Below are 25,590 nucleotides of genomic sequence, written 5' to 3'. Positions count from 1 at the left end.
TACTCCACATCGCTCAAGGTAAAGAGAAATGTTCCGCTACCGGGCCAAGCGCCAGGGCAGGAATAAACGTCAGCGCGCCGACCAGCAGTACCGTGCCGATAAGCAGTCCAATAAATAGCGCGCCGTGGGTCGCCAGCGTTCCCTGACTGGCCGGCTGTACTTTTTTACTGACCAGCGATCCGGCGATGGCCATGACAGGAATAATCACGCCGAAACGTCCGACGAACATGCAGAACGCCAGCAAACAGTTCCAGAAAGGCGAGTTAGCGCTCAGACCCGCAAAGGCGCTACCGTTGTTGTTGGCGGCAGAGGAGACGGCATATAGCACTTCGCTAAAACCGTGCGGGCCAGGGTTCAGCATTGCGCTGCGTCCGGCATCCGTCATCATCGCCAGCGCCGAACCCAACAAGACCAGCATCGGCGTGACCAGAATCGCCAGCGCGGTCATTTTCATTTCGCGCACGTCGATTTTTTTCCCCAGATATTCCGGTGTGCGACCGATCATCAGCCCCGCGATAAACACCGCCAGCAGGACAAACAGCAACATGCCATACAGGCCTGAACCGACGCCGCCAAAGACCACTTCGCCAATTTGCATCAGCCACATCGGCACCATACCGCCCAGAGCGGTAAACGAGTCGTGCATGGCATTTACCGCCCCGCAGGACGCCGCGGTCGTGACGACGGCAAACAGGCTGCTGGCCAGCACGCCAAAGCGTGTTTCTTTACCCTCCATGTTGACGCTACTGTCCGCGCCTGCCGCCAACAGATGTGGATTTCCCTGAACTTCTGCCCAGATCACTACCGCTACGCAGACCACAAAAATGAATGACATTGCCCACAGTAGCGCGCGTCCCTGACGGCGATCGCCCGCCGCTTCGCCAAAGGCGAAACAGAGCGCGGCTGGAATCAAAAATATCGCTAGCATCTGCGCCAGATTAGTGAGCGCGGTGGGGTTTTCGAACGGATGCGAAGAGTTGGCGTTAAAGAAACCGCCGCCGTTGGTGCCAAGCATTTTGATCGCCTCCTGCGAAGCAACCGGACCCATCGGCAAGAGTTGTTTAGCGCCTTCAAGAGTGGTGATGGGCTGATAAGCCGACAGGTTTTGCGGTACGCCTTGTTGGATAAAAAACAGCGCGATAATTAACGCGACAGGAAATAATATCCATAGCGTAATGCGTACCAGATCTTGCCAGGCATTACCCAGCGTGTGCACATTCTGGCGCGTAAAGGCGCGGATAAGTGCAAAAACCACCGCAATCCCGGTCGCCGCCGACAGGAAATTTTGCACCGTCAGCCCCGCCATCTGGCTAAAGTAGCTCAGCGTGCTTTCGCCGCTGTAGGCTTGCCAGTTGGTATTGGTGACAAAGCTGACGGCGGTATTCAGCGCCAGATCCCAGGACAGACCCGGTAGCCGCTGCGGATTTAAGGGCAGCCACTCCTGCCAGAACAGCAGGCAAAACAGGATGCCCAGTCCCAGCAGATTGAGCGTCAGTAGCGCCAGTAAATACTGACGCCAGTTCATATCGTGGTCGGTAATGCCAAGAGTTCGCCAGAGGATACGCTCAATGCCAGCCACGCCCGGCAACGGAACGGCGGCGATGAGCCTTGCCAGGCCCGAACCCAACGGTTTCGCCAGTACCAATAAAATCAGTAAAAAACTGGCGATCAGTAAAAATCCTTGCGCGGCCATCAGAACGCCTCCGCATTAATCAGGGCATAGACCAGATAACCTAAAAGTAAGAAAACCAGCACGATGCCGGTTATCACGCCTGCACTCACAGAGCACCTCCAGTGGCATTGTTTTACTCCTGAGAAAGGTAATTTTTTGGCTGCAAAGATTTCGCAAAAATTGGCGGGCGGAGTGTAAAAAAAGTATAAAAATGGCAAAGACCATTATTTAACTAATGTTTAGTATTAATTTAACCTTTTTGTAACTAATTTACGCTTTGAATGTAAATCTGCTGGAAAAGCGTGAAAATAAGTGGTCGGATGAGTAGTAAAATTACACCGAAAGCGGTACTATTTTAATCAGGTAACGAGGTTCAATTTTTCGGTGCTATTCACCGATTCAATCTATACCGGGGCGGGTAGCGTCGGTATAAAGGGGGAAAACGTATGGAACACTATAAAGACTATCCGGCGCATGTCATTTTTGCCCGTCGTGCTTTCGCGGTGATCGCAGGCGTGCTGGCGCTGCCGGTGATGCTCTTCTGGAAAGACCGCGCGCGTTTTTATAGTTATCTGCACCGTGTCTGGTCGAAAACCAGTGATAAGCCGGTATGGATGGCGCAGGCTGAAAAAGCCACCTGCGACTTTTATTAATCGCGACCAGCCTGAAAAACCGTCAGCCGCCACGCTGGCGGTTTTTTTATGCGCCAGGGTCTACACTGTTTAACGCTATTCGCCATGACGTTTCATCTTTCAGGAGTTGTATGCCCACCCATTTAGTCTGGTTCAGGCGCGATCTGCGTTTACAGGATAACCTTGCGCTGGCCGCCGCCTGCCGCGATGCATCCGCGCGGGTGCTGGCGCTTTATATTTCCACCCCCGCGCAGTGGCAGGCCCATGATATGGCGCCGCGGCAGGCGGCATTCATCAGCGCGCAGCTCAACGCGCTACAGACGGCCCTTGCAGAGAAAGGGATTCCGCTGCTGTTTCATGAAGTGGCGGATTTTAACGCCAGTATTGAAACGGTCAAAAACGTTTGCCGACAGCATGACGTCAGCCATCTGTTTTATAACTATCAGTATGAGTTTAACGAGCGTCAGCGTGATGCGGCGGTGGAAAAAACGCTGCCATCTGTCATCTGCGAAGGCTTTGACGATAGCGTGATTCTGGCGCCCGGCGCGGTGATGACCGGCAATCATGAAATGTATAAAGTTTTTACGCCGTTTAAAAACGCCTGGTTGAAACGGCTAAAAGAGGATATTCCGCCATGCGTTCCGGCCCCGAAGATCCGGGTGAGCGGCGCGCTTTCTACACCCTTAACGCCAGTCTCGCTTAACTACCCGCAACAGGCGTTTGACGCCGCGCTTTTCCCGGTGGAAGAAAACGCGGTTATCGCGCAGCTACGTCAGTTTTGCGCGCAGGGCGCAGACGGGTATGCGTCACGGCGCGATTTCCCTGCGGTTGAAGGCACCAGTCGGCTTTCCGCCAGCCTGGCGACGGGAGGACTGTCGCCGCGACAGTGCCTGCACCGATTACTGGCGGAGCAGCCGCAGGCTCTGGACGGCGGACCGGGAAGCGTCTGGTTGAATGAACTCATCTGGCGGGAATTTTACCGTCATTTAATGACCTGGTATCCGGCTTTATGCAAACACCAGCCGTTTATCCGCTGGACAAAACGCGTCGCGTGGCAGGAGAACCCGCACTATTTTCAGGCATGGCAGAAAGGCGAAACCGGTTATCCCATTGTCGATGCGGCGATGCGCCAGCTTAACGCGACGGGCTGGATGCATAACCGTTTACGCATGATTACCGCCAGCTTTCTGGTAAAAGATCTGCTAATTGACTGGCGGTTAGGGGAGCGCTATTTCATGTCGCAGCTTATTGACGGCGATCTTGCCGCCAATAATGGCGGCTGGCAGTGGGCCGCTTCAACCGGTACTGATGCCGCGCCTTATTTTCGTATTTTTAATCCCACGACTCAGGGAGAGAGGTTCGATCGCGACGGCGAATTTATCCGCCAGTGGCTACCGGCATTACGCGATATCCCTGGAAAAGCGATTCACGAGCCGTGGCGGTGGGCGGAAAAAGCGGGAGTCGTGCTTGATTATCCTCGGCCTATTGTGGAGCACAAACAGGCGAGAATCGCGACGCTTTCCGCCTATGAGGCGGCGAGAAAAGGGGCGTGATACAGGCCCGGTAGCGCAAACTACCGGGCCTTCTGCTATCAGGATTCGACGGCCAGCGCGCGGCTTTTGAATTTGAAGGACTGATACAGCCAAATCAGCAGGACAACCCCTACGCAGGCTAACGCGCCCCAGGTGATCTGTTCAAAAACATCCACATAGGCGTTGATGGCGTAATTAACCGCGCCGCTGGCGTCGAAGGCGCTTTGCGAAGTCTGGTCAGCGATGACGCCTGCCAGATAGTTAGCTATCGCGCCGGACAGCAGCATATAAATTCCGGTTAATACGCCGGTGACGCCGGGGATGTCAATGCGCGTAATTTGCGACATGGCGACCGGGTCGATAAACAGCTCGGCAAAGCCCATCACCGCCAGTCCCAGCACCATTAGCGGCATTGAAGAGTGTCCGTAAGCGGCGGACCAGCGTGCGCTCAGGGTCAGAATACAGAATCCGGCGCTCATCAGACCGAGACCCAGCGCGAATTTGCCCCAGATACGCACGGTGCGATTACCGCTTACGCTCTCTTTAACCAGCCAGGCCAGGACGACCCCACACAGCATCACGGCAAAGGCGTTCACCGACTGGAACATGGCGGTAGGAACGGAATAGCCCAGAATATCGCGGTTCACAAAGCGGTCGATATACAGGCTGATAGAACTGCCGCCCTGCTGGGCAAACGCCCAGAACAGCATACTGAACAGGGTCAGGGTGACAATCAGCCCCAGTTCTTTGCGTTGTTTGGCCGTTTGCGCCTGGCGATAAATTTTTGCCAGCACGACCAGGCCGATCGCGGTCGCCACGATTAAGGCATAGACAGACCATTCTTTCCAGAACAGAACGGTAATCAGCAACGGCGCCGCTACCAGCAGAATTAACAGCCAGCCCCAGTTCGGCAGCAGGTAGTTTCTGGCGCACAACACGGCTTTATTCACGCCGGTGGTGTGGGTGAAATGACGATTTCCACACAGGAAGATCACTAACCCCGCCAGCATACCAATGGCGGCGAGCGCAAAGCCCATCGCCCAACTGTACTCCTCTTGCACATAGCCGCAGGCGATAGGCGCCACGATCGAACCAATATTACCCGCTGCGTAAAGCAGCGAGAACCCGCCGTCGCGGCGCGGATCTTCAGGCTGGTACAGTTCGCCCAGCAGGCAGCTAATATTCGATTTAAACAGGCCGTAGCCGCAGACAATGATCGCCAGCGACAGATAAAGGAATGTCGGCGCGATCTCACTGGCGCCCAGCACTAAATGACCGATCGCCATTAAAAATGCGCCCAGCATGACTGCCATTCGGTTGCCAAGCACCTTATCCGCCAGATAGCCGCCAAGAATCGGCGTTACGTAGACCAGCGAACAATAAGCGCTGAATAACTCATAGGCGTGGTTATCGTCGTATTTTAGCTGATTGGTGAGATAAAGAATCAGTAGGGCGCGCATACCATAAAAGCTGAAGTACTCCCAAATTTGCAGGGCGACAACGTAGTAAATAGCGCGGGGTTGAGATGCTTGTTTATTCATCGTATTTCCGGGATAGAGACGCTGCGGCAAGAACGCGGCATTCTCAGATAATGCCTTTCTTTGTGGGCTTATTAAGCCTGCCGTATCGTCGTGTTTCCTTAAAGTTACCAACATGATACAGAACTGATTTTTTCTGCAATATGCGTTCTGATTGCATAAATATACATGAAACCGATCGTGTTTTGCTAAGTAATTTGCGCCAAACCCGGGGGTGATTGTTTCTTGATGTGTCAAACAAATGTTTATCGACGAACGGCTAACGGGAGGCTATGTTAACGGAGACTGAACCCGTAACGGGAAAGTAGAACGTGGGTTAAAGGGAGCGATGATGAAAAACACCGAGCTGGAACAACTGATTAACGACAAGCTGAACAGTGCGGCAATAAGCGATTATGCGCCGAATGGTTTACAGGTCGAAGGAAAAGAGACGGTACAGAAAATCGTTACCGGCGTGACCGCAAGTCAGGCGCTGCTCGATGAGGCGGTGCGTTTGCAGGCCGATGCGGTCATTGTTCATCATGGTTACTTCTGGAAAGGCGAGTCTCCGGTTATTCGCGGCATGAAACGCCGTCGCTTAAAAACGTTACTGGCAAATGATATTAACCTTTACGGTTGGCATCTGCCGCTGGATGCGCACCCTGAGCTGGGCAACAATGCGCAGTTGGCGGCGCTATTGGGCATTACCGTGAAAGGAGAAATTGAGCCGCTGGTGCCGTGGGGAGAGCTCTCAATGCCGGTGCCGGGGCTGGAACTGGCCTCATGGATTGAAGCGCGTCTGGGGCGTAAACCGCTATGGTGCGGCGATACCGGGCCAGAGAATGTGCAGCGTGTCGCCTGGTGTACCGGCGGCGGACAAAGTTTTATTGATAGCGCCGCCCGCTTCGGCGTGGATGCTTTTATTACCGGCGAGGTGTCTGAACAGACCATTCATTCCGCGCGCGAACAGGGGCTGCATTTTTATGCCGCCGGGCACCATGCCACTGAACGCGGCGGTATTCGCGCCCTGAGCGAATGGTTGAACGAAAACACGGCGTTGGATGTGACGTTTATTGATATCCCTAACCCGGCATAACTGAGAGGTAATAAAGTGCAGCGAGCGCGTTGTTATCTGTTAGGCGAAACGGCAGTCGTCCTGGAACTTGAACCGCCGATTACGCTGGCGAGCCAGAAACGCATCTGGCGTCTGACGCAGCGTCTGGTCGATATGCCGAACGTGGTGGAAGCCATTCCCGGGATGAACAATATCACCGTGATCTTGCGGAAACCGCAAACCCTGGCGCTGGATGCGATTGAGCGTCTGCAGCGCTGGTGGGAAGAGAGCGAGGCGCTGGAGCCGGACTCGCGTTCGGTTGAGATCCCGGTGATCTATGGCGGCGCAGGCGGGCCGGATCTGGCGGCGGTGGCACGGCACAGCGGTTTGAGTGAAAAGCAGGTCGTGGAGCTACATGCCTCCGTTGAGTATGTCGTCTGGTTTTTAGGCTTTCAGCCTGGCTTTCCCTATCTTGGGAATTTACCAGAACCGCTCCATATGCCCAGACGCGCGGAGCCGCGCCTGCAGGTTCCGGCTGGTTCTGTCGGCATCGGCGGCGCGCAGACGGGGATTTATCCATTATCCACGCCGGGCGGCTGGCAGCTGATCGGCCTCACGCCGTTGAAGTTATTCGATCCGATGCGGGAGCCTCCGGTTCTGCTACGCCCTGGCGATAGCGTACGCTTTGTGCCGCAAAAGGAGGGAATATGCTGAATATTATTCGCGCGGGGATTTACACCTCCGTGCAGGATAGCGGACGTCACGGCTTTCGTCAGTCGGGGCTGAGTCACTGCGGTGCGCTGGATAAACCCGCCTTTCAGACCGCTAATCTCCTGGTCGGGAACGATGCGAATGCCCCGGCGCTGGAAATCACTCTCGGTCAACTGGTTGTCGAATTTGAAAATGAGACCTGGTTCGCTCTTACCGGCGCAGGCTGCGAGGCGCAGTTGGATGATCAACCGGTCTGGACAGGCTGGCGATTGCCGGTAAAAGCGGGTCAGCGCCTCACGTTGCATCGACCGCTTCACGGGATGCGTAGCTATCTGGCGGTAGCGGGCGGTATTGCTGTGCCGGAGGTGATGGGATCGTGTAGTACCGATCTGAAGTCCGGTATCGGTGGGCTGGAAGGACGGCTGCTAAAAGATGGCGATCGGCTGGCGACGGGTAAACCATCGCGACAGTTTAGCGGGCCGCAGGGCGTGAAGCAGTTACTGTGGGGGAATCGCATTCGTGCGCTGCCGGGGCCGGAATACCGTGAGTTCGATCGCGCCTCGCAAGAAGCGTTCTGGCGTTCGCCGTGGCAACTCAGTCCACAAAGTAATCGCATGGGCTATCGGTTGCAGGGACAATCGTTAACGCGGACAACGGATCGCGAACTGTTGTCGCACGGTTTGCTGCCCGGTGTCGTACAGGTGCCTTACAACGGTCAACCTATTGTGCTAATGAATGATGCCCAGACAACTGGCGGCTATCCGCGCATTGCCTGCATCATCGAGGCAGATATGTACCATCTGGCGCAGATCCCGCTAGGGCAACCGATCCATTTTGTGCAATGTTCGCTGGAAGAGGCGCTCAACGCGCGCCGCGAGCGTCAGCGCTATCTGGAACAGCTTACCTGGCGACTTCAGCATGAACATTGATTTAAATGCGGATTTGGGCGAAGGTTGCGCCAGCGACAGCGAATTATTAACGCTGGTCTCCTCCGCCAATATCGCCTGTGGTTTTCACGCCGGTGATGCGCAAACCATGCTGACCTGCGTGCGCGAGGCGCTGAAAAACGGCGTGGCGATCGGCGCGCATCCCAGCTTTCCGGATCGGGATAATTTTGGGCGGACGGCGATGGCTTTGCCGCCGGAAACGGTATACGCCCAGACGCTGTACCAAATCGGCGCGCTGGGGGCGATTGTTCAGGCGCAAGGCGGCGTGATGCGCCATGTCAAACCGCACGGTATGCTCTATAACCAGGCGGCGAAAGATCCCCATCTGGCACAGGCGATTGCGAAAGCGGTACACGACTATGATCCGTCACTGATACTGGTTGGACTGGCGGGAAGTGAGCTGATCCGGGCCGGTGAACGCTATCGCCTGGTGACGCGGCAGGAGGTGTTTGCCGATCGCGGCTATCAGGCCGACGGTAGCCTGGTGCCGCGCACGCAACCTGGCGCGCTGATTCACGACGAAGAGCAGGCGCTGGCGCAAACGCTGGATATGGTGCAAGCCGGGAGAGTGAAAAGTGTTACTGGTGTGTGGACGACTGTCACGGCGCAAACGGTGTGCATTCATGGCGACGGCGAATATGCGCTTGCATTCGCACGCAGGCTACGCGCCGCGTTCAATGCGCGTAATATACACGTTATTGCCTGAGAGCCAGACGATTGAAGCTATTATATTACGGCTGCTAAAAATTATCGTGTTCTGTCCTCTTAATGTCAGGAAGAGGGATTTATTCAATACTATATAAATCCCTTTATAATATATTATTTTAAAAATAACCAAGTGATGCTGTAATAGCCAGTATGATGAGCTTATTGCTGTTAGCAGCAGAATTTTTGAAAATCACTATGATATTGTTAGCTATCGCCATCTAATCAAACCTCCGGGGCGGGTAAACTACCTGACTCTCTATTACCCCTTTCTGATTGATTTACCTCACGATAGCCTCATTTTTAGCATTTATATTCCTCGTCATGACAACTTATCAGGAGACTGAAGCCAGATTGATTCGCTGTTTCACTATCACGTCATGGATAGCGTGCCAGATTGTCAGCTATATGGATTTTAAGCTGTTTACGCATAGCAACTTTTTTAGCGAAAATTAAACTCATCTGATCAGTGATTTTTTAGTATATTATTCATTTTGTTATGATGGATTTGTTTTGTGAAAAGAAAATATCTTACGCAAGAAGAGATTGAAAAACTGCTGTCAGCGACCGACAGAATGCCCTTCCCGGAAAGAAACCGCTGCTTAATCCTGATGGCGTTTATTCACGGCTTCCGGGCCAGTGAGCTGCTGGGGCTGCGCTTGTCGGATATTGATCTTGCAGGAAGACAGCTTTATATCCGGCGCCTCAAAAATGGCTTTTCAACGTGTCACCCCCTCCTTCCCGATGAGTATAACGTACTGAAAAGTTGGCTCAGGGCCAGGAAGTATCTTGAGAAAGGGGCTGACGGAGACTGGCTGTTCCTGTCGCTGCGACGGCATCCGCTCAGCAGGCAACAATTTTTTTACATACTTCGTGAGGCAGGGCGGTTAGCCGAATTAACGATAGCGCCACATCCTCATATGCTGCGACATGCCTGCGGCTACGCCCTTGCTGATAAAGGGATTGATACTCGGCTCATACAGGACTATCTGGGGCACAGGAATATCCAGCACACCGTAAGATACACCGCAAGTAACGCCGGGCGTTTTCATGGAATATGGCGAAAAAAACGTCGAGTATAACCGTACGTTCTGATTCAAAAAGTTAAGTCCGCTTCGCGCTTTCATCATCCTCTCAGATTTACCCCTTCCACACAAGAGTCATGCAATCGTAATCTCTTGCTTATTAAGGAGTTATCCATATAACAATAAAAAAACTAAGGGAAAATTTACCTGGTCCAACCAGCACTATGCTGTATCCATTTTTGTCCTGCCTGCACAAAATGTTAATTTTAAGTGTTAAAAAAACGTATTAAATAATATTTAATGCTGATTAATAATCATATCAAAGAATTAAATACTTTATTTAACTTTTTGAATCATATTGTTAAATCACAGAGAAGTCTGTTCAGGGAAAGCTGATTTACATAATAAATATATAAATCAATAGATTACTGTGTTTTTTATTTGTCATTTTGTACTCCGCACAGGGCAGAATTACCCTGCGGCAGGAGCATTTACTACCAGGGGGACTGACGGCCTGTGCAGCCGAAAAGCAGAACCGGACAGGGTGTCAGAGTGCTGTGTTTAGATAGGGCCAGACGTCATTTTTCATACAGACATGGAATGGCTCCCGGTCCACGAAAGGGTGCGGACATGTTGTTTCCACAACACGAAGCTGCCGTTGCTGGCGCAGTGCCGGGTCGGCAATGGCCAGAGGAGAACAATCTGATGACGCAAGAATATGCGGAAATGTCCACCGGAAGGGGGGGCACCAGTAAGTGTCGGTACAGTATGGGCGCGAAAATATTTTTGCTCCTGCTGTCGGTCTCCACCGTCGCAGCGTTGTTCAGCCTGTACCAGGTTCTGACGTACTGATATGCAGACGTTAACCAGAGTACTGCCGCCTCTCCGGCTGATTATGTTTTGTCAGTCAGGCGAAAATCCTGCGCAGTTTCCGGATACCGGTGGCCTTTGCGTGGAGGACTGCGTTCGTCTCAGGACACCAGAAGGGCTGCTGGATCGGTTGCGTCGGTGGCCCGGCGCGATGGTGATATCCGCCGGACGGCCATCAACTCAGCTTCTGCTGTGGCAACAGGTTTTTCAGCGTTATCCGCGGACAGTGGTTTTTTGCAGCAGTAACGCGTTTTTACCGGTTGACGTCAGCGTGGAAGGTTATTTCCGCCATCTGAGGTTGATTAAACGCGCTATGTCGGTAAGGGTTCTGGCCAGAATGGCTGAGCTTGCCATATGGTCATCACTACAGACATCGCCTTACGAGGAGGAGATGAAAAACGCGTTGAGCGTACCGGAGCTGGTGATGGAGATAAACAGCCGCACGCTGGTCAGGTTACTGTCAGAGCGTCTGCCAAAACAGGGACGGCGGGTGCTGGGATTACTGTTGTCAGGCTGTAGCCCGGAAATGACGGCCCGTATGCTGGGAACCGGCGTGAGGCAGGTCTGGCTCGCGGAGCAGACGCTGAAACAACGCTGGGATATCCCGACAGGAGTACCGCTATCTGATGCGGTAAGAATAAGGATACCGGACGTCGGCCCGGACATCAGTCAACAGAGTGCGTTGGTAAAAACTGGGGCCGGTAACGCACCGGATTTATGCTGACAGCATATTTACATCATGCCGCGCGGTATTCAGACCCGTTATGTTGCGTTCTGAATGAGTTATCTTCGCAAAATAAATATGGCAATCATCGTTGTCCGGAAATACCGCATAACGTGTGACATTAATGAATCTGTAATCAGTGCGAGGGTTTACGCGCTGTGGCGGTAGCGTGGAATTATCTGGATGCGTTGAGTAAATTTCACTTTACCCTACTGATATAAATGACAATGATTCTGGATAAACCATCTAATATTATCTGTGTCTGCGAACAGAGTGACAAAAATAATGCAACGTAAAAAGATACTAATTGTAGGTGCGGGCCTTTCAGGCGCAGTAATAGCACGCCAGTTAGCCGAGCAGGGACATGTAGTCAATATTATTGATCAACGTTCGCATATCGGTGGTAACGCTTATGATGCCCGAGATGAGCACACGGGTATTATGGTGCACGTTTATGGTCCTCATATTTTTCATACTGATAATGAAACTGTATGGAATTATGTAAATAAATACGCTGAGATGATGCCTTATATCAATAAGGTTAAGGCTACAGTAAATGGTCAGGTATTTTCTCTACCTATCAATCTTCATACCATCAATCAATTTTTTGGTGTCGCCTGCTCACCTGATGACGCCAGGAAATTACTGCTTCAAAAATGTGATAGCACCATTCTGGAACCACAAAATTTTGAGCAACAGGCCTTGCGTTTCATTGGCGAAGAGTTATATGAAGCCTTTTTTAAAGGTTATACCATTAAACAATGGGGGCTTCATCCTTCCGCGTTACCCGCTTCTGTATTGAAACGTATCCCTGTTCGCTTTAATTATAATGATAACTATTTCAATCATAAGTTTCAGGGAATACCAAAATTTGGTTATACACAAATGGTCAAGTCCATTGTCGAACACGAAAATATCGCTGTTGAACTATGTCGCTCCTTCACTCAGGAAATGCGGACAGATTATGATCATGTTTTTTTCAGTGGCGCGCTGGATGCCTTTTACTCCTGTCAATATGGCCGGCTGGAATATCGTACATTAGACTTTAAAAAAATAATTTGCCAGAGTGATTATCAAGGATGCGCAGTAATGAATTATTGTTCAATAGATACTCCTTATACTCGGATTACTGAGCACAAATATTTTTCTCCGTGGGAGAGACATGAAGCTTCAATATGTTATCAAGAATATAGTCGGGAATGTGAAGCTGGTGATATACCCTACTATCCTGTTCGCAGGGCAGATAAAATGGATTTACTGAATAAATATCTGTCGCGGGCTAAAAAAGAAAAAAATATTACTTTCATTGGTCGTCTTGGCACTTATCGTTATCTCGATATGGACATCACGATAGCTGAAGCATTACAGACGGCGGACGTATACTTAACGTCGCTATATGAACAAAAAGAAATGCCAGCTTTTACAGTTACCGTTTGATGAAGTGTACAGCGCTAATCGTAACTTTTAACCGTCTTGAAAAATTAAAAAAAAGTGTGCGAGAGACTGTTAAGGCGGGTTTTTCCTCTATTGTTATCGTTAATAATGGCTCAAGCGACGGTACCAGGGAATGGCTTTCTTCATTAAGTGAACCTGGCATCACGATACTTAATCTTAAAGATAATCTTGGTGGTGCTGGCGGATTTAAAGTAGGTAGTCAATATATATGCTCATATAGTAATGCCGATTGGGTATTTTTCTATGATGATGATGCTTACCCGGAAATTAATATTTTAAAGCATTTCTCGTTATTAGATACCTCAAGATACCGTATATTTGCGTCGCGAGTTCAGGACACCTATGGACGGTCTTGTCGGATGAATTTGCCTTTCATCAGGGTTCCATCTACGGTGTTTGAGACTATTTATTATGTGATACGCCCAGAGAGGTTTTCTCCAGTAAGAACTCAGGTTACTAATGTTCAAACTGTGTCATTCGTTGGTATGATTATTGATCGAAAGGTATTGAATAACCATCTTAACGATATCCATGATGAACTTTTCCTTTATTATGATGATTTTTTCTTTGGTTATAAGCTAGTATTGTCCGGGCAGAAAATTCGTTACTCCCCAGAAATTAAATTTATTCATGATATCTCTATTCATGGAAAGTGTATCTGTCCCGAATGGAAAGTATATTATCTTTGTAGAAATTTGTTGCTGTTGAGAAAACTTTTACCCGTTCCCAGGATATTCAGTGTTCTTTCTATAGTTTTACGCCTCTCTAAATATCTCGCCATTTTGCCATGGCAGCGTAAGAAATTTCTTTATCTATATTTTATCTGGCAAGGAATACTTCATGGACTTAAAGGTATTAGCGGGAAATATCATTAGCAGGAAGAAGAGATGAAAAGGTTATGTTATTTTGTAAATTCAGACTGGTACTTTGATTTACATTGGACAGAACGTGTGATAGCGGCAAGGGATGCGGGTTATGAAATTCATATCATAAGTCATTTTATTGGTGAAGAGATTATAAAAAAATTCAAAACGCTTGGTTTTATTTGTCACAATGTGTCTCTTGTTGCTCAGTCATTTAATATGTTTGTTTTTTTTAGAGCATTCCTTAACGCTCGGAAAATTATTAAAGAGATTAATCCTGACTTATTGCATTGTATTACGCTCAAACCTTGTCTGATTGGTGGGGTTAGCGCCAGGAGAAGTAATAGTCCAGTTGTTATCAGCTTTGTCGGACTTGGTCGAATCTTTTTATATAATACCGTGCCAATGAGAATATTGCGTGCGTTAACCGTTTTGGTTTACAAATACATTGCCGGTAATAAGCGTGGTGTTTTTGTTTTTGAACATGATAAAGATCGACGAAAAATATCGCGTTTAGTAGGTATTGATTATCATAAAACCATCGTTATCGAAGGTGCTGGAATTAACCCGGATATTTATAAATTCTCTATAGAGAAAAAACATGAGATACCGATAGTCCTTTTTGCAAGCCGAATGTTATGGAGTAAAGGTCTTGGCGATCTCATTGAAGCAAAAAAGATCCTCAGACAAAAAAATATTCATTTTGTTTTAAATGTTGCAGGTATATTGGCCGAGGACGATAAAGATGCTATCCCTTTGGAGCTCATTCATCACTGGCATCATGAAGGGCTAATTAACTGGCTGGGACGCTCTTCGAATGTATATGAGCTTATTCAGAAATCGAATATCGTTGCATTACCATCTATTTATCCGGAAGGAGTACCACGGCTTTTATTAGAGGCATCATCTGTAGGACGTGCATGTATTGCTTATGATACCGGCGGATGTGATAGCTTGATTATTCATAACTATAATGGGTTGATCGTGAAAAGTAATTCAGCTCAGGAGTTAGCGGTAGAATTAGAGTATTTGTTAAAAAATCCACAGATTCGCTTAGAGATGGGGGCGAATGGAAGAAAACGTGTAAAGGAATTGTTTTCCAGCATATTAGTCATTAATAAGACATTGCAAATTTATAAAGACACTATTGGTTGCTAACACCATAAAGTGCTTATGAAGTGGGTCAGTGTTTAGATAAATAGTATGTAAATATTATAGAAAATAAATAAGTTATATTTTCATATCGTTAAAGAATAAGTTCTTCAGGTAAAGGTGACACGGAAACAATGAATGATTTGAAAGAAGCTCTGGCCAGGCACCAACTTTGGATTTCGCTAGGTTGGAATGATGTCCTGGGACGATACCGGCGATCGGTGTTAGGGCCTTTTTGGATAACGATTTCGATGGGGGTCACCATATCAGCAATGGGACCTCTTTACGGTTCGCTGTTCAGTTCTGGTTCCGAAAATTTTATCATGCATCTTACTTTAGGTATGATCTTTTGGGCCTTTCTATCAGCAACTATTAATGAGTCATGCGGAATATTTAATGAGTCCGCATCAATTATTAAACAATCTGACCTTCCGCTATATTTATATATATTACGTGTTTTCTATCGGCAGTTTATGATTATGTTGCATAATTTTATCATTATACCTTTCGTGATTTTTTTTACCAATACATCGGTAAATCTTGATATTCTCCTTTTTATACCTGCAATTATAATAACATCCATCTCATTAATTTCTACAGGTATGATTCTCGCCATTTTTTGCACAAGATATCGTGATATGGGACCGGTTGTTCAAAGTGTAGTAACGTTGTGTTTTTTTATAACTCCTATCATCTGGACATCGGAACAATTACCAAAGGGAAGAAAGGAATTTGTTGATTATAATATTTTTTATTACTTTATGGAGATGCTCAGGAAACCACTAATGGGAACTGTACCAGATGTAACTATATGGTTTTACACAATAATAACCTCTATTATTATGTTGATGGTCTCAACCTTAGTGTTGACTAAATATCGCTCAAGAATCGTATACTGGTTATAATTAATGAAAATCTCTTGCAAAAACGTTGGCGTAATACTCCCTATATTTAACTCCAGCCACCGTTCATTTAAAAAAACTTTTTTACAGGCTGCTTCAGGTGGACGAATTGGCTCATCGAATACCGGGGTTATTGAAGTAGAGGCATTAAAAAAAATTGATTTTACGCTTACTGAAGGTAACCGTCTTGCGCTTATTGGACACAATGGTTCGGGCAAAACCACTCTTCTGAGAGTACTTGCAGGGGCCTATAAACCAACTTCAGGGAAGTATGAATGTATCGGTCGAGTCACCAGCCTCATTGATCCCATGATGGGAATGGATGGTGAGCTTACCGGCCTGGAAAATATAAAACTGAGGGGACTATTTCTCGGTCTGTCAAAAAATGAAATAAAAAATATTACAGAAGATGTCATCGAGTTCAGCGAGTTAGGTGATTTTATTAAAATCCCCGTTAGAACGTATTCTAGTGGTATGGTTCTGAGGCTTGGTTTTTCTATTTCTACTGCAATTAATCCTGAAATTTTACTGATGGATGAATGGATGAGCGTGGGTGATAGTGATTTTAAAAGAAAAGCAGAGATGAGATTAAATAGCTTTATCTCTAAAGCGGGCATTATGGTAATGGCCACTCACGATGATGAACTGGCTAAATCTGTATGTAATAAGTTCATCAGGCTTGAGCACGGTGAGATAGTTAGCAAAGGTGGATTTTAATATTCTTATTGCAGTATTTATATCACTACGCGGTGAGTAATTTACTATTTTATAATAGCGTTACCCCAGATAATATAAATTTATAGGTTCGTTATGTATTTTTTACTTCAAAAAATAATTTTACCAAACATTGATCTATGCACGGAAGAGCAGCTTTATTTCAGAACTCAGGGCGGGAAGTATAACTATACCTCACGTAACTTACTTGTTCCGCGTCATAAGGTTGCATATTTTGATACTTTTTTTAATGCATTCTCAATTAAGAAATGGAAAAAATATACAACCTTAACATCACTTTTTTTGCGGGTTAATATAATTGGTCGCGGAACTATAACTGTAAGGCATAAAGAGAATGGTGTCATTAGAGTATTAAAGCAAATTGATTTTAAATCGTCATGTAATATTAGTGATGAGATTGAAATTGATATATCAAAAATAAATTTTGGATATATCTATGTGGAGTGGCAATCAGACGAAGACTCTGTTTTAAATGGATTTGAATTTCTGACTAAAGATCATGTTAGTAAATCATCTATGGCTTTAGTTATAACAACTTATAATAGAAAAGAAGCTGTTACTAAAACAATCAATAGAATTAATAAAACACTCTTAACCCAGAGCGAATTTAAAGATCGTTTTAAATTGATTGTCGTTAATAATGGTGAGGCGATTAATCACCCGTCAGGAAACGGCGTTATGGTTATCAATAATGAAAACCTCGGTGGGTCAGGCGGGTTTATGAGAGGTTTGATAGAGGCAGGGAAAATCAACGATGTCAAACATGTCATATTTATGGATGACGACGGCTCATGTGAAATTGAATCGATTTGTCGAACTCATGCTTTTTTACTGATGGCTAAAGACAAAAATACAGTTGTTACTGGCTGTATGCTTTTTGAGGATAACCCGGCAATCATACATGAATCTGGTGCCATATGGCATAGAGATTTTTTACATTACCCGGATAAACATTATCTGGATGCTCGGGAAATAGATTCTTTAGATACTTTTGATAATGAAAGAAAAATAGGCTACGGTGGATGGTGGTTTTTTGCCTTTAATATTAACGCTATTGAATATTACTCATTTCCTTTCTTTGTTCGTGGTGATGACCTGCTATTTGGATATATGCATAAAAAACATAATATTGTCACACTTAATGGTGTGGCTTCGTGGCAAATGGATTTTGAAAGAAAAATATCGGTTCTAAATAGCTATTTGAACTTCAGGACTGTTGCTGTACCTGCATTAATTAGTAAAAGAAAGTTTGCTGCACTACTGTTAAGTGTTTTCTTTGTGCGGGAAGTCTTTCTTGCGAGTTTTTCATGCCGCTATGAACTTGCCAGAGCAATGATTATGTCATATAACGATTGTCTTTCTGGGCGGGAGTTTTGGGAAGATAATGTAGATCTTCTGGAGATAAGAAAAAGAATTAATGCAATAACTCATAATGAAAAATTCAATGTAGAAGGTATTGATATTGTTAATGGTTGTGTTGATTACCCATGTTCTGGTAAAGAAAAAGCCATCTACAAATTTTTTAGATGCATAACCCTTAATGGACACTTAATTCCAGCTTTCTTTTTAATTAAAAAACCAATCGTGGTTGATTATCGTCATTATCACCCTACTAAGTTTTCATTCCGGAGAATTACTATCTATCATTTAAATATAGAAAATGGCAAATTATTAAAACTTACCCACTCAAAAATGGAGTTTTTTAAAGTTATTATTAATGGTTTGTTTACGGCAGTCAAAAATTTTTATCGGTTTAAATCTGCAAAAAAAGAGATGAAAAATAGTTTGCCCTATCTTACCTCAAAGCTCTTTTGGTATAAAAAATTCAATAAAAAATCTGAAGATAAATATTAAACATGATGTAAGTGGTGTTGATGAGAATTATACCGATTTTTTAATTATATGACTATGATAATCTTAGGTATGGTTCTGTTGCTACACCTTATCTGGTGTCAGTCTAATAAAATATTATAATCCTTACCCAATGTCAGCATTCATTCATAGGGTGTTAATTTTTATATATACCGTAAAACGCGAAATCAGAATATGGAAAAGAGTCTTTTAGTTATTGTCCGACATAAACCTGGGCGTACTCGTCTATTAATGCGGGCCTTGCAATCCATTAATGACCAGACGTTCAAAAAAATAAATATCATCATTTTCTGCATGGAGGAAGAATTGAAATGTCACAATGTGGATGATTTTTATCTGAAAGAACTGTCAAATATATATAGTGTTATCTACGACGAAAACTGTATCTTTAATGCTATTAAGATGTCTGAATCTAATTATTTATGCTTTATGGATGATGACGATTCCTGGGCCCCTGAATATGTGTCAAGGCTACTCAGTGTTTTGGCGAATATACAGTCAATGTATTCATCTGTAAATGCAATAGCATGCCATACAAATAAAGTTGCTGAGATTGCGGAAAATAATAGAATAATTATAAATTCAACGCAACCATGGAACCACTATTTAAATGCTGGCCCTGTTAGTTTTGATGTTATTTATTACAGGAATTCTATTCCACTTTCCTCGTGTTTATTCGATAAAAATTCTGTTATCGATGTGATTGAAAGTCATAAATTATCCTCTCCTGCATTTTTCTGGCCTTTTTTTATTCATTACCTGGCAGAAAATGATGTTTGGATCTTACCTGAAGCACTGGCATTTTATCATTTCAGAGAAAATGATGACTTTGAATTTGGCAATTATACCGTAATTAACAATGAGTTATTTGATATAGAATGCAAAATTGCAGAAAATAAAATGATGAGAAGTATTGATGACTCATCATTGCTCAATGTGTTACTTTCAAATATTGCTAACAATAGTCTTTTTCATAAAATTTCTTATATTGAAAATAAGATTAAATAAAATATGGATATGAACTTTAAAAAATACAAGACCGTAAGCTTTGATATCTTTGATACATTGGTTAGCCGGAGGATTTATCGTCCCAGAGATTTGTTTTCATTAATGCAATCAACTTTAGCAACTGAGAACTTTTTTATATCAGCGTACAAGATTGGTATTATTGATAATTTCCCAGAGATAAGAGTTCAGGCGGAAGTAAGTGCCAGAGAGAATAGGGTCAGGCGTTTTGGCGGCGAGCCGGAAATACTCATATCTGAAATATACGATGAAATTTTAAAAAAGCATCCGCAGCTTTCACCAGCGACAGTAAAAAAGATAATCGATCTGGAAATACAAATGGAGAAGATTGTTTTATATAAAAATGCGCGTGGAAGCTGTTTGTTTGAAAAGGCTATTAGTGATGGTTGCAAAGTCATTTTAATTAGTGATATGTACCTTCCATCAGCAATATTAAAGGAGTTGTTAACATCATGTGGCTATGATATCAGTAACATTCCAGTTTATTCATCTGGCGAAGAGCGGTACTCTAAAAATAGTGGTAAATTATTTTCAATAGTCAAGAAAAATGAAAATGTAGATATTGCATCATGGATGCATGTTGGCGACAATGTTCATGCTGATATTCTGAATGCTAAAAAACTCGGCATAAATACTCTCCATGCTGATTGGTCAGAGTATAATCATGGGGTATCTAATCATTGGAAAACTAAAGATATTATTGGTGAATCTATTTGTAAGACTTTATTACTTAAACAAGTTTCTGCTTTCCATCAAAATGATCCTTTAAATGAGATAGGATTTAAAGTATTTGGTCCGTTATTATTAGGTTATGTATCCTGGTTAGCGAATCAGTTAAAGATTCATAAAATTGATAAAGCGCTTTTTTTAGCACGCGATGCTCACTTAATCTATAAAATTTATAATGAATATTTTTCAGAAGAACATGTAAAATGTGAATATTTATATATATCCCGCGCATCAGCTTATATGGTGGGGATGACTGATTGGCCGATGCACAGGATTTGGCATCTTTTTGGTGGTAAGAATAAGAAAAGTATTAAAAAGATACTTGCTATCGCGGGGTTAGATGCGAGTGAGCATATTTCAGATATACATCATGTTGGTTTTCCTGACGAGGAGTATATTCCTGTTTCAGGAGAGGAACATAAGGTTCACTGGCTTATAAATAAATTATTTCCATATATTTTATTAAAAAATACTCAGCACAGGGAAGTTTACGCTGATTACTTTAAAACGGCCTGTGAAGGTTATAAAAATATAGCACTTATCGATGTAGGATGGATGGGTAATATTCAATCAGTATTTGCTCGTTCTTTAGGTGCGCAATGGGCAGAAAAACAAATACATGGGTTTTATTTGGCAACTTTTGCTGGCGCCAATGATAACCGATCTATTTATAATAAGATGTTTGGTTGGCTAACCAACTATGGCCATCCCCACGATAAGTGTGATCTTTTCTTATCAGGAGGGGTGGAAATAATGGAGTTCGCTATGGCTGATAATACTGGGTCAACAATTGGCTATAAAAAAACGGATAATGGAATAATTCCTGTACGTGAAGATAGCAGTGGTTCTGAAATTGAGTATTTAAAAAAAGCGGCAAGATTGCAATCAGGGATTATTTCTTTTTTTGAGTACGTCAAACCGCTCATACAAAAAGGAAATTATGCAGCACTTAGTAGTGTTGTATTGTCAGAACCTTTTTTTGAATTGATAGCCAGACCCTCAAGCGCTCAACTGGACGCCTTATCTTCCCTCACACATTCAGAGTCCGCGGGATCTAACGCAGAAAGAATCGTGCTAGCCAAGAAACTGCCTTTAAAGGATAAACTTTTTCCCGGAGAAAAGTATATCAAAGAGTTGAATGCCAGTTATTGGAAAGAAGGCTTTAAAAGGATCAACAGAAAAAAATTTTGGGCAAAATATAACTAAGCGTCATTTAATTCCGGTAGGCAGACAATCATTATTGGGCGCTTGCCCGACAAGGGCTGAGTCGATTATGCCCTGGCGCGATCACGTTAACCCTGACGGGGAAGTGGTCTCGTGCTGCGATAATGTTATTATCACTGGATACCACCGCTTGTTTGTCCATCCGCTGTGGATGTTCATTATGGCGTTCGATGTGCATTCCAGATAGTCAGAGGCGGTGTAGTCCATTAATCAACTGTTAACAAAGGATATTATCATGCCTGAAGGCCCGGAAATTCGTCGTGCGGCGGATAATCTGGAGGCGGCAATCAAAGGCAAACCCTTAACCGATGTCTGGTTTGCCTTTGCACAGTTAAAACCGTATGAATCGCAGCTTACCGGTCAACTTGTTACCCGGATAGAGACGCGGGGAAAAGCGTTATTGACCCACTTTTCAAATGGCCTGACGCTCTACAGCCACAATCAACTCTATGGCGTATGGCGGGTGAACGATACTGGTGAAATACCGCAGACCACGCGTATATTGCGCGTCAGGCTACAAACGGCGGATAAAACTATTCTGCTTTATAGCGCGTCTGATATCGAAATGCTGACAGCAGAGCAGCTCACGACGCACCCCTTTTTACAGCGAGTCGGTCCGGATGTGCTGGACGTGCGTCTCACTCCGGAAGAGGTTAAAGCTCGATTGCTGTCGCCGCGTTTTCGCAACCGACAATTTTCCGGGCTGTTGCTGGATCAGGCCTTTCTGGCGGGATTGGGGAATTATCTTCGCGTTGAAATCCTCTGGCAGGTAGGGTTAACCGGACAGCATAAAGCGAAAGATCTCAACGAGGCGCAACTGAATGCGCTTTCTCACGCGCTGTTGGATATTCCGCGCCTGTCCTACACGACTCGCGGTCAGGCGGATGAAAACAAGCATCATGGCGCACTGTTTCGCTTTAAGGTTTTCCACCGTGACGGCGAAGCGTGCGAGCGGTGTGGCGGCATTATTGAAAAGACAACACTGTCCTCACGCCCGTTTTACTGGTGCCCGCATTGCCAGAAATAGCCGGAACCGCCATCGGCGAGCGGCTATTGCCTGATGGCGCGACGCTTATCAGTCCTACAAAGGTTGTCTGGGCGCATAGGTTGATATAAAACGGGCCACTGCTGGCCCAGTTAACAGAATGCTGAACAGCCGTAGGGTTTGCATTGCCATGATGAGCGCCATATCGGCACTGCTTCCTGCCGCGATCGCGGCAACCGTATCCAGACCCCCGGGACTGGTGGCGAGATAAGCCGTCATAAAATCAATCTGCATGTAGTAAGCCATTCCCCACGCCATCGCGGCGCAAATCGCCATCAGCGCGAAAATTGACAATAAGATTTGCGGCAATGGCCGCAGCGCCATAAAAAACACCTGTCTGTCAAACCCCAGCCCAATACGCCAGCCTATCGCCATATACGCCACGGCCAGCAGCCATTCGGGTAATTCAATCTCAATGATGCCTTGCGAATGGAGAAGCGCGCCTGCCAACATGGGGAGCAGCATCGTGCCGGAAGGGATACGCATCAGGCGACCGGCAATGCCCGCCACGATCGCTAATAGCAGCGTCGTCAATAAATTACCGCTAAGCGGCGGAAACCAGATCACCTGTTGGCTGACCGCTGCCGCGCTGTCGCCGAGTATCAGGCGTGTCACCAGCACCGCCGCGCCAGCCACAAACAGTACCCGTAGATACTGCATAAACGCCACCAGGCGGATATCCGCCCCGTAATCTTGCGCCATCGCTACCATTGCCGCTGCGCCGCCCGGCGATGACCCCCATGCGCCGGTGTTGCCGGGCAGCGAGCTGTAGCGTACCAGCAGCCAGCCGACTATCGCGCTGGAAAGCAGCGTCACCAGCAATACTAAAAGCACGACCGGCCAGTAGAGGGCGAGGGTGGTCAATATCGAACCGGTTAGATTTTGGGCGATCATACAGCCGAGAATCGCCTGTGCGGCGAGAAAAATACCGCGCGGAAGTTGTAGCGTACTACCTCGCAAACTCAACACGATACCCGCAATCATTGGACCGAGCAGCATCGCCGCCGGAAGGTGCAGATAGAGAAAAATAAGGGAAATGAGCAGCGATAACAGGAACAACAAAAACCACTGCAGAATCGGCATTCCATGCTCCCTGAATGATATTTAGCGAAACCTTAATTAATCATAGAGAGTAACGGGGTAAGAATAAAATAATGAGGATAAGAAAAAAGGGAAAATGTAACGGATGGCGAGGGTTGCGTCGCCATCCGGTTGTCAATTAACGCTTCAGCGCCGATTTAAAGTCGCGTTTATCGTAGCCGGTATACAGCTGACGAGGACGGGCGATTTTCATGCCGTCAGTGTGCATTTCATTCCAGTGTGCAATCCAGCCAACGGTACGCGCCATGGCGAAGATCACGGTGAACATGGAGGACGGAATGCCCATCGCTTTCAGAATGATGCCGGAGTAGAAGTCTACGTTCGGGTACAGTTTCTTCTCGATGAAGTACGGGTCGTTGAGCGCAATGTGCTCAAGCTCCATCGCCACTTCCAGCAGATCGTCTTTGGTGCCCAGCTCTTTCAGCACTTCATGGCAGGTTTCACGCATCACGGTGGCGCGCGGATCGTAGTTTTTGTAAACACGGTGACCGAAGCCCATCAGGCGGAAAGAATCATTCTTGTCTTTCGCACGGCGAACAAATTCCGGAATGTGTTTAACAGAGCTGATTTCTTCCAGCATTTTCAGCGCGGCTTCGTTGGCGCCGCCGTGCGCGGGTCCCCACAGGGAGGCGATCCCGGCGGCAATGCAGGCGAACGGGTTGGCGCCGCTTGAACCTGCGGTACGTACCGTTGACGTAGAGGCGTTCTGCTCATGGTCAGCGTGCAGGATCAGAATACGGTCCATCGCGCGCTCCAGTACCGGATTCACTTCATAGGTTTCACACGGCGTGGAGAACATCATGTTCAGGAAGTTACCGGCGTAGGAAAGGTCGTTGCGCGGATAAACAAACGGCTGACCGATGGAATATTTGTAACACATCGCCGCCATGGTCGGCATTTTGGACAGCAGGCGGAACGCCGCGATTTCACGGTGGCGCGGATTGTTCACATCCAGCGAGTCGTGGTAGAACGCCGCCAGCGCGCCAGTGATCCCGCACATTACCGCCATCGGATGTGAGTCGCGACGGAAAGCATGGAACAGGCGAGTGATTTGCTCATGGATCATCGTATGGCGGGTGACTGTCGTTCTGAACTCGTCATACTCTTCCTGCGTCGGTTTTTCGCCGTACAGCAGGATGTAACAGACTTCCAGATAGTTGGAATCGGTAGCAAGCTGGTCAATCGGGAAACCGCGATGCAACAAAATGCCTTCGTCGCCGTCGATGAAGGTGATTTTAGATTCGCAGGATGCGGTAGAGGTGAAACCAGGGTCAAAAGTAAAAACTCCTTTTGAACCGAGACTACGAATATCAATAACATCTTGACCGAGTGTACCTTTTAGCACATCCAGTTCAATAGCAGTGTCACCAGTAAGGGTGATTTTTGCCTTTGTATCAGCCATTTACGGTCTCCTTAGCGCCTTATTGCTTAAGACTGCCGGAACTCAGACTTGCCTTCTCCACGTCATCTTCCCTGTCGTTAGTGCAGGGAAGATTCTGTGTATGCATCAATCAACCGTTACCAGTTTGTTATTTGGCTCGCCGCTCTGTGAAAGAGGGGATGACCTGGGTACAGAGCAATGGGCGCTTGCAGGTAACGGATTGATTAATTTCGAATTAGCAGCAAATCAGGAACGTAGCAATCCGAGTAATGTAACCTGTCTATCACTAATAACTGTCCTGAAAGAATGGGTCAATATCATTGTACTGTTGCATAACTTATTAACAGGTGAAAGAGTGACCCCATAACTTTTACGCATTATATGCTTTTTCTGGTGTCGTTTGTAACAATTTTGTTTAATGTTTGTCAAATCAGATGATTGAAAATTAAAAAAATGTTGTTATCGTGACCTGTGTCACTGTTCAGGATAAAACCTGACAAACTATATGTAGGTTAATTGTAATGATTTTGTGAACGTCCTATACTGCCGCCAGGTCTCCGGAATACCCTGCAATCCCGAGCCACCCAGCGTTGTAACGTGTCGTTTTAGCTACTGGAAGCAGTGTTTTACATGACGCGCAGTTATAGAAAGGACGCTGTCTGACCCGCACGCAGACCGGAGGAAGGAAATCCCGTCGTCTTTCTGGCTACAGGTAG

Annotated in this window: 26 protein-coding genes; 21 read left to right on the top strand and 5 right to left on the bottom strand. The window is 46.2% G+C overall.

Annotated features, from left to right (window positions below):
• Nucleotides 1–13: 13 nt before the first annotated feature.
• The gene (gene kdpA, locus ACLJRE_RS14235; RefSeq protein WP_023212938.1) at nt 14–1,693 is read right to left on the bottom strand and encodes a potassium-transporting ATPase subunit KdpA; all 1,680 of its coding nucleotides are present in this window, start codon (nt 1,691–1,693) and stop codon (nt 14–16) included.
• A complete protein-coding gene (gene kdpF, locus ACLJRE_RS14230; protein ID WP_001670793.1) occupies nt 1,693–1,782 on the bottom strand; it encodes a K(+)-transporting ATPase subunit F in 90 nt (29 codons plus the stop codon). Before kdpF ends, kdpA begins: the two co-directional genes overlap by 1 nt.
• Nucleotides 1,783–2,118: 336 nt before the next feature.
• Here kdpF and ACLJRE_RS14225 point away from each other — a divergent pair, with 336 nt between their 5' ends.
• On the top strand, nt 2,119–2,325 hold the full coding sequence (locus ACLJRE_RS14225) for a YbfA family protein (RefSeq protein WP_000401433.1): 207 nt from the start codon (nt 2,119–2,121) through the stop codon (nt 2,323–2,325).
• A 110-nt stretch (nt 2,326–2,435) separates the two neighbouring features.
• Nucleotides 2,436–3,857, top strand: coding sequence for a deoxyribodipyrimidine photo-lyase (gene phrB, locus ACLJRE_RS14220; protein ID WP_001142021.1), 1,422 nt, complete (start codon nt 2,436–2,438; stop codon nt 3,855–3,857).
• 38 nt (nt 3,858–3,895) lie between these two features.
• Here phrB and ACLJRE_RS14215 read toward each other — a convergent pair whose 3' ends face one another.
• Nucleotides 3,896–5,377, bottom strand: coding sequence for an MFS transporter (locus ACLJRE_RS14215; RefSeq protein WP_001041123.1), 1,482 nt, complete (start codon nt 5,375–5,377; stop codon nt 3,896–3,898).
• A 328-nt stretch (nt 5,378–5,705) separates the two neighbouring features.
• Between ACLJRE_RS14215 and ybgI the strand changes: the two genes are divergently transcribed.
• The 18 genes from ybgI to nei all read left to right on the top strand — a co-directional run bounded on the left by ybgI (nt 5,706) and on the right by nei (nt 22,374).
• Nucleotides 5,706–6,449: a radiation resistance protein YbgI gene (ybgI, locus tag ACLJRE_RS14210; RefSeq protein ID WP_000798844.1), complete on the top strand. Its 744-nt coding sequence runs from the start codon at nt 5,706–5,708 to the stop codon at nt 6,447–6,449.
• 15 nt (nt 6,450–6,464) lie between these two features.
• Complete coding sequence (gene pxpB, locus ACLJRE_RS14205; RefSeq protein WP_023212939.1) at nt 6,465–7,121, top strand: 5-oxoprolinase subunit PxpB; 657 nt, start codon at nt 6,465–6,467, stop codon at nt 7,119–7,121.
• Nucleotides 7,115–8,047, top strand: coding sequence for a 5-oxoprolinase subunit PxpC (pxpC, locus tag ACLJRE_RS14200; RefSeq protein ID WP_000932044.1), 933 nt, complete (start codon nt 7,115–7,117; stop codon nt 8,045–8,047). The genes pxpB and pxpC overlap by 7 nt, the downstream gene beginning before the upstream one ends.
• Nucleotides 8,037–8,771 carry a 5-oxoprolinase subunit PxpA gene (pxpA, locus tag ACLJRE_RS14195; RefSeq protein WP_001017904.1) on the top strand — a complete coding sequence of 245 codons (735 nt, stop codon included), beginning with the start codon at nt 8,037–8,039 and terminating at the stop codon, nt 8,769–8,771. The genes pxpC and pxpA overlap by 11 nt, the downstream gene beginning before the upstream one ends.
• Nucleotides 8,772–9,094: 323 nt before the next feature.
• Nucleotides 9,095–9,226, top strand: a complete 132-nt coding sequence (locus tag ACLJRE_RS14190; RefSeq protein WP_001528846.1) for a hypothetical protein — start codon at nt 9,095–9,097, stop codon at nt 9,224–9,226.
• 59 nt (nt 9,227–9,285) lie between these two features.
• Nucleotides 9,286–9,852, top strand: a complete 567-nt coding sequence (locus tag ACLJRE_RS14185; protein ID WP_000824704.1) for a tyrosine-type DNA invertase — start codon at nt 9,286–9,288, stop codon at nt 9,850–9,852.
• A gap of 459 nt (nt 9,853–10,311) precedes the next feature.
• The gene (locus tag ACLJRE_RS14180; RefSeq protein ID WP_077906418.1) at nt 10,312–10,647 is read left to right on the top strand and encodes a hypothetical protein; all 336 of its coding nucleotides are present in this window, start codon (nt 10,312–10,314) and stop codon (nt 10,645–10,647) included.
• A 1-nt stretch (nt 10,648) separates the two neighbouring features.
• A complete protein-coding gene (locus tag ACLJRE_RS14175; RefSeq protein WP_001194235.1) occupies nt 10,649–11,389 on the top strand; it encodes a hypothetical protein in 741 nt (246 codons plus the stop codon).
• 285 nt (nt 11,390–11,674) lie between these two features.
• Nucleotides 11,675–12,826, top strand: coding sequence for a UDP-galactopyranose mutase (gene glf, locus ACLJRE_RS14170; protein WP_001531005.1), 1,152 nt, complete (start codon nt 11,675–11,677; stop codon nt 12,824–12,826).
• Nucleotides 12,823–13,719: a glycosyltransferase gene (locus tag ACLJRE_RS14165; protein ID WP_410957422.1), complete on the top strand. Its 897-nt coding sequence runs from the start codon at nt 12,823–12,825 to the stop codon at nt 13,717–13,719. The genes glf and ACLJRE_RS14165 overlap by 4 nt, the downstream gene beginning before the upstream one ends.
• Nucleotides 13,720–13,731: 12 nt before the next feature.
• The gene (locus ACLJRE_RS14160; RefSeq protein WP_410957421.1) at nt 13,732–14,865 is read left to right on the top strand and encodes a glycosyltransferase family 4 protein; all 1,134 of its coding nucleotides are present in this window, start codon (nt 13,732–13,734) and stop codon (nt 14,863–14,865) included.
• A 128-nt stretch (nt 14,866–14,993) separates the two neighbouring features.
• On the top strand, nt 14,994–15,764 hold the full coding sequence (locus ACLJRE_RS14155) for an ABC transporter permease (protein WP_000998822.1): 771 nt from the start codon (nt 14,994–14,996) through the stop codon (nt 15,762–15,764).
• Between the two features lie 3 nt (nt 15,765–15,767).
• Entirely contained in the window at nt 15,768–16,478 is a 711-nt protein-coding gene (locus ACLJRE_RS14150; RefSeq protein ID WP_000702852.1) for an ABC transporter ATP-binding protein, read from the top strand.
• A 93-nt stretch (nt 16,479–16,571) separates the two neighbouring features.
• Nucleotides 16,572–18,350, top strand: a complete 1,779-nt coding sequence (locus tag ACLJRE_RS14145) for a glycosyltransferase (RefSeq protein ID WP_023212941.1) — start codon at nt 16,572–16,574, stop codon at nt 18,348–18,350.
• Nucleotides 18,351–18,542: 192 nt separating this feature from the next.
• Entirely contained in the window at nt 18,543–19,376 is an 834-nt protein-coding gene (locus tag ACLJRE_RS14140) for a glycosyltransferase family A protein (protein ID WP_023207388.1), read from the top strand.
• 57 nt (nt 19,377–19,433) lie between these two features.
• Nucleotides 19,434–21,329 (top strand): HAD family hydrolase, encoded by a 1,896-nt coding sequence (locus ACLJRE_RS14135; protein ID WP_077944345.1) that lies wholly within the window; start codon nt 19,434–19,436, stop codon nt 21,327–21,329.
• Between the two features lie 67 nt (nt 21,330–21,396).
• Entirely contained in the window at nt 21,397–21,534 is a 138-nt protein-coding gene (locus ACLJRE_RS14130) for a hypothetical protein (protein WP_001145917.1), read from the top strand.
• A gap of 48 nt (nt 21,535–21,582) precedes the next feature.
• Nucleotides 21,583–22,374, top strand: a complete 792-nt coding sequence (gene nei, locus ACLJRE_RS14125) for an endonuclease VIII (protein ID WP_023212943.1) — start codon at nt 21,583–21,585, stop codon at nt 22,372–22,374.
• Between the two features lie 54 nt (nt 22,375–22,428).
• Here the strand turns inward: nei and ACLJRE_RS14120 are convergent, their stop codons facing one another.
• Both ACLJRE_RS14120 and ACLJRE_RS14115 read right to left on the bottom strand, forming a co-directional pair.
• Nucleotides 22,429–23,475: an AbrB family transcriptional regulator gene (locus tag ACLJRE_RS14120; RefSeq protein ID WP_001122054.1), complete on the bottom strand. Its 1,047-nt coding sequence runs from the start codon at nt 23,473–23,475 to the stop codon at nt 22,429–22,431.
• A gap of 136 nt (nt 23,476–23,611) precedes the next feature.
• A complete protein-coding gene (locus tag ACLJRE_RS14115; RefSeq protein WP_000785811.1) occupies nt 23,612–24,895 on the bottom strand; it encodes a citrate synthase in 1,284 nt (427 codons plus the stop codon).
• Between the two features lie 100 nt (nt 24,896–24,995).
• On the opposite strand from ACLJRE_RS14115, the gene ACLJRE_RS14110 reads away from it, so the two are divergent.
• The gene (locus tag ACLJRE_RS14110) at nt 24,996–25,241 is read left to right on the top strand and encodes a hypothetical protein (protein ID WP_001539488.1); all 246 of its coding nucleotides are present in this window, start codon (nt 24,996–24,998) and stop codon (nt 25,239–25,241) included.
• Nucleotides 25,242–25,590 lie beyond the last annotated feature (349 nt).

Origin of the sequence: Salmonella sp. SAL04157 (genome assembly GCF_046551635.1) — a bacterium.
GTDB lineage: Bacteria > Pseudomonadota > Gammaproteobacteria > Enterobacterales > Enterobacteriaceae > Salmonella > Salmonella enterica.
The sequence above is the reverse complement of the archived record's forward strand: the minus strand, read 5'-3'. Positions and strand labels throughout refer to the sequence as shown.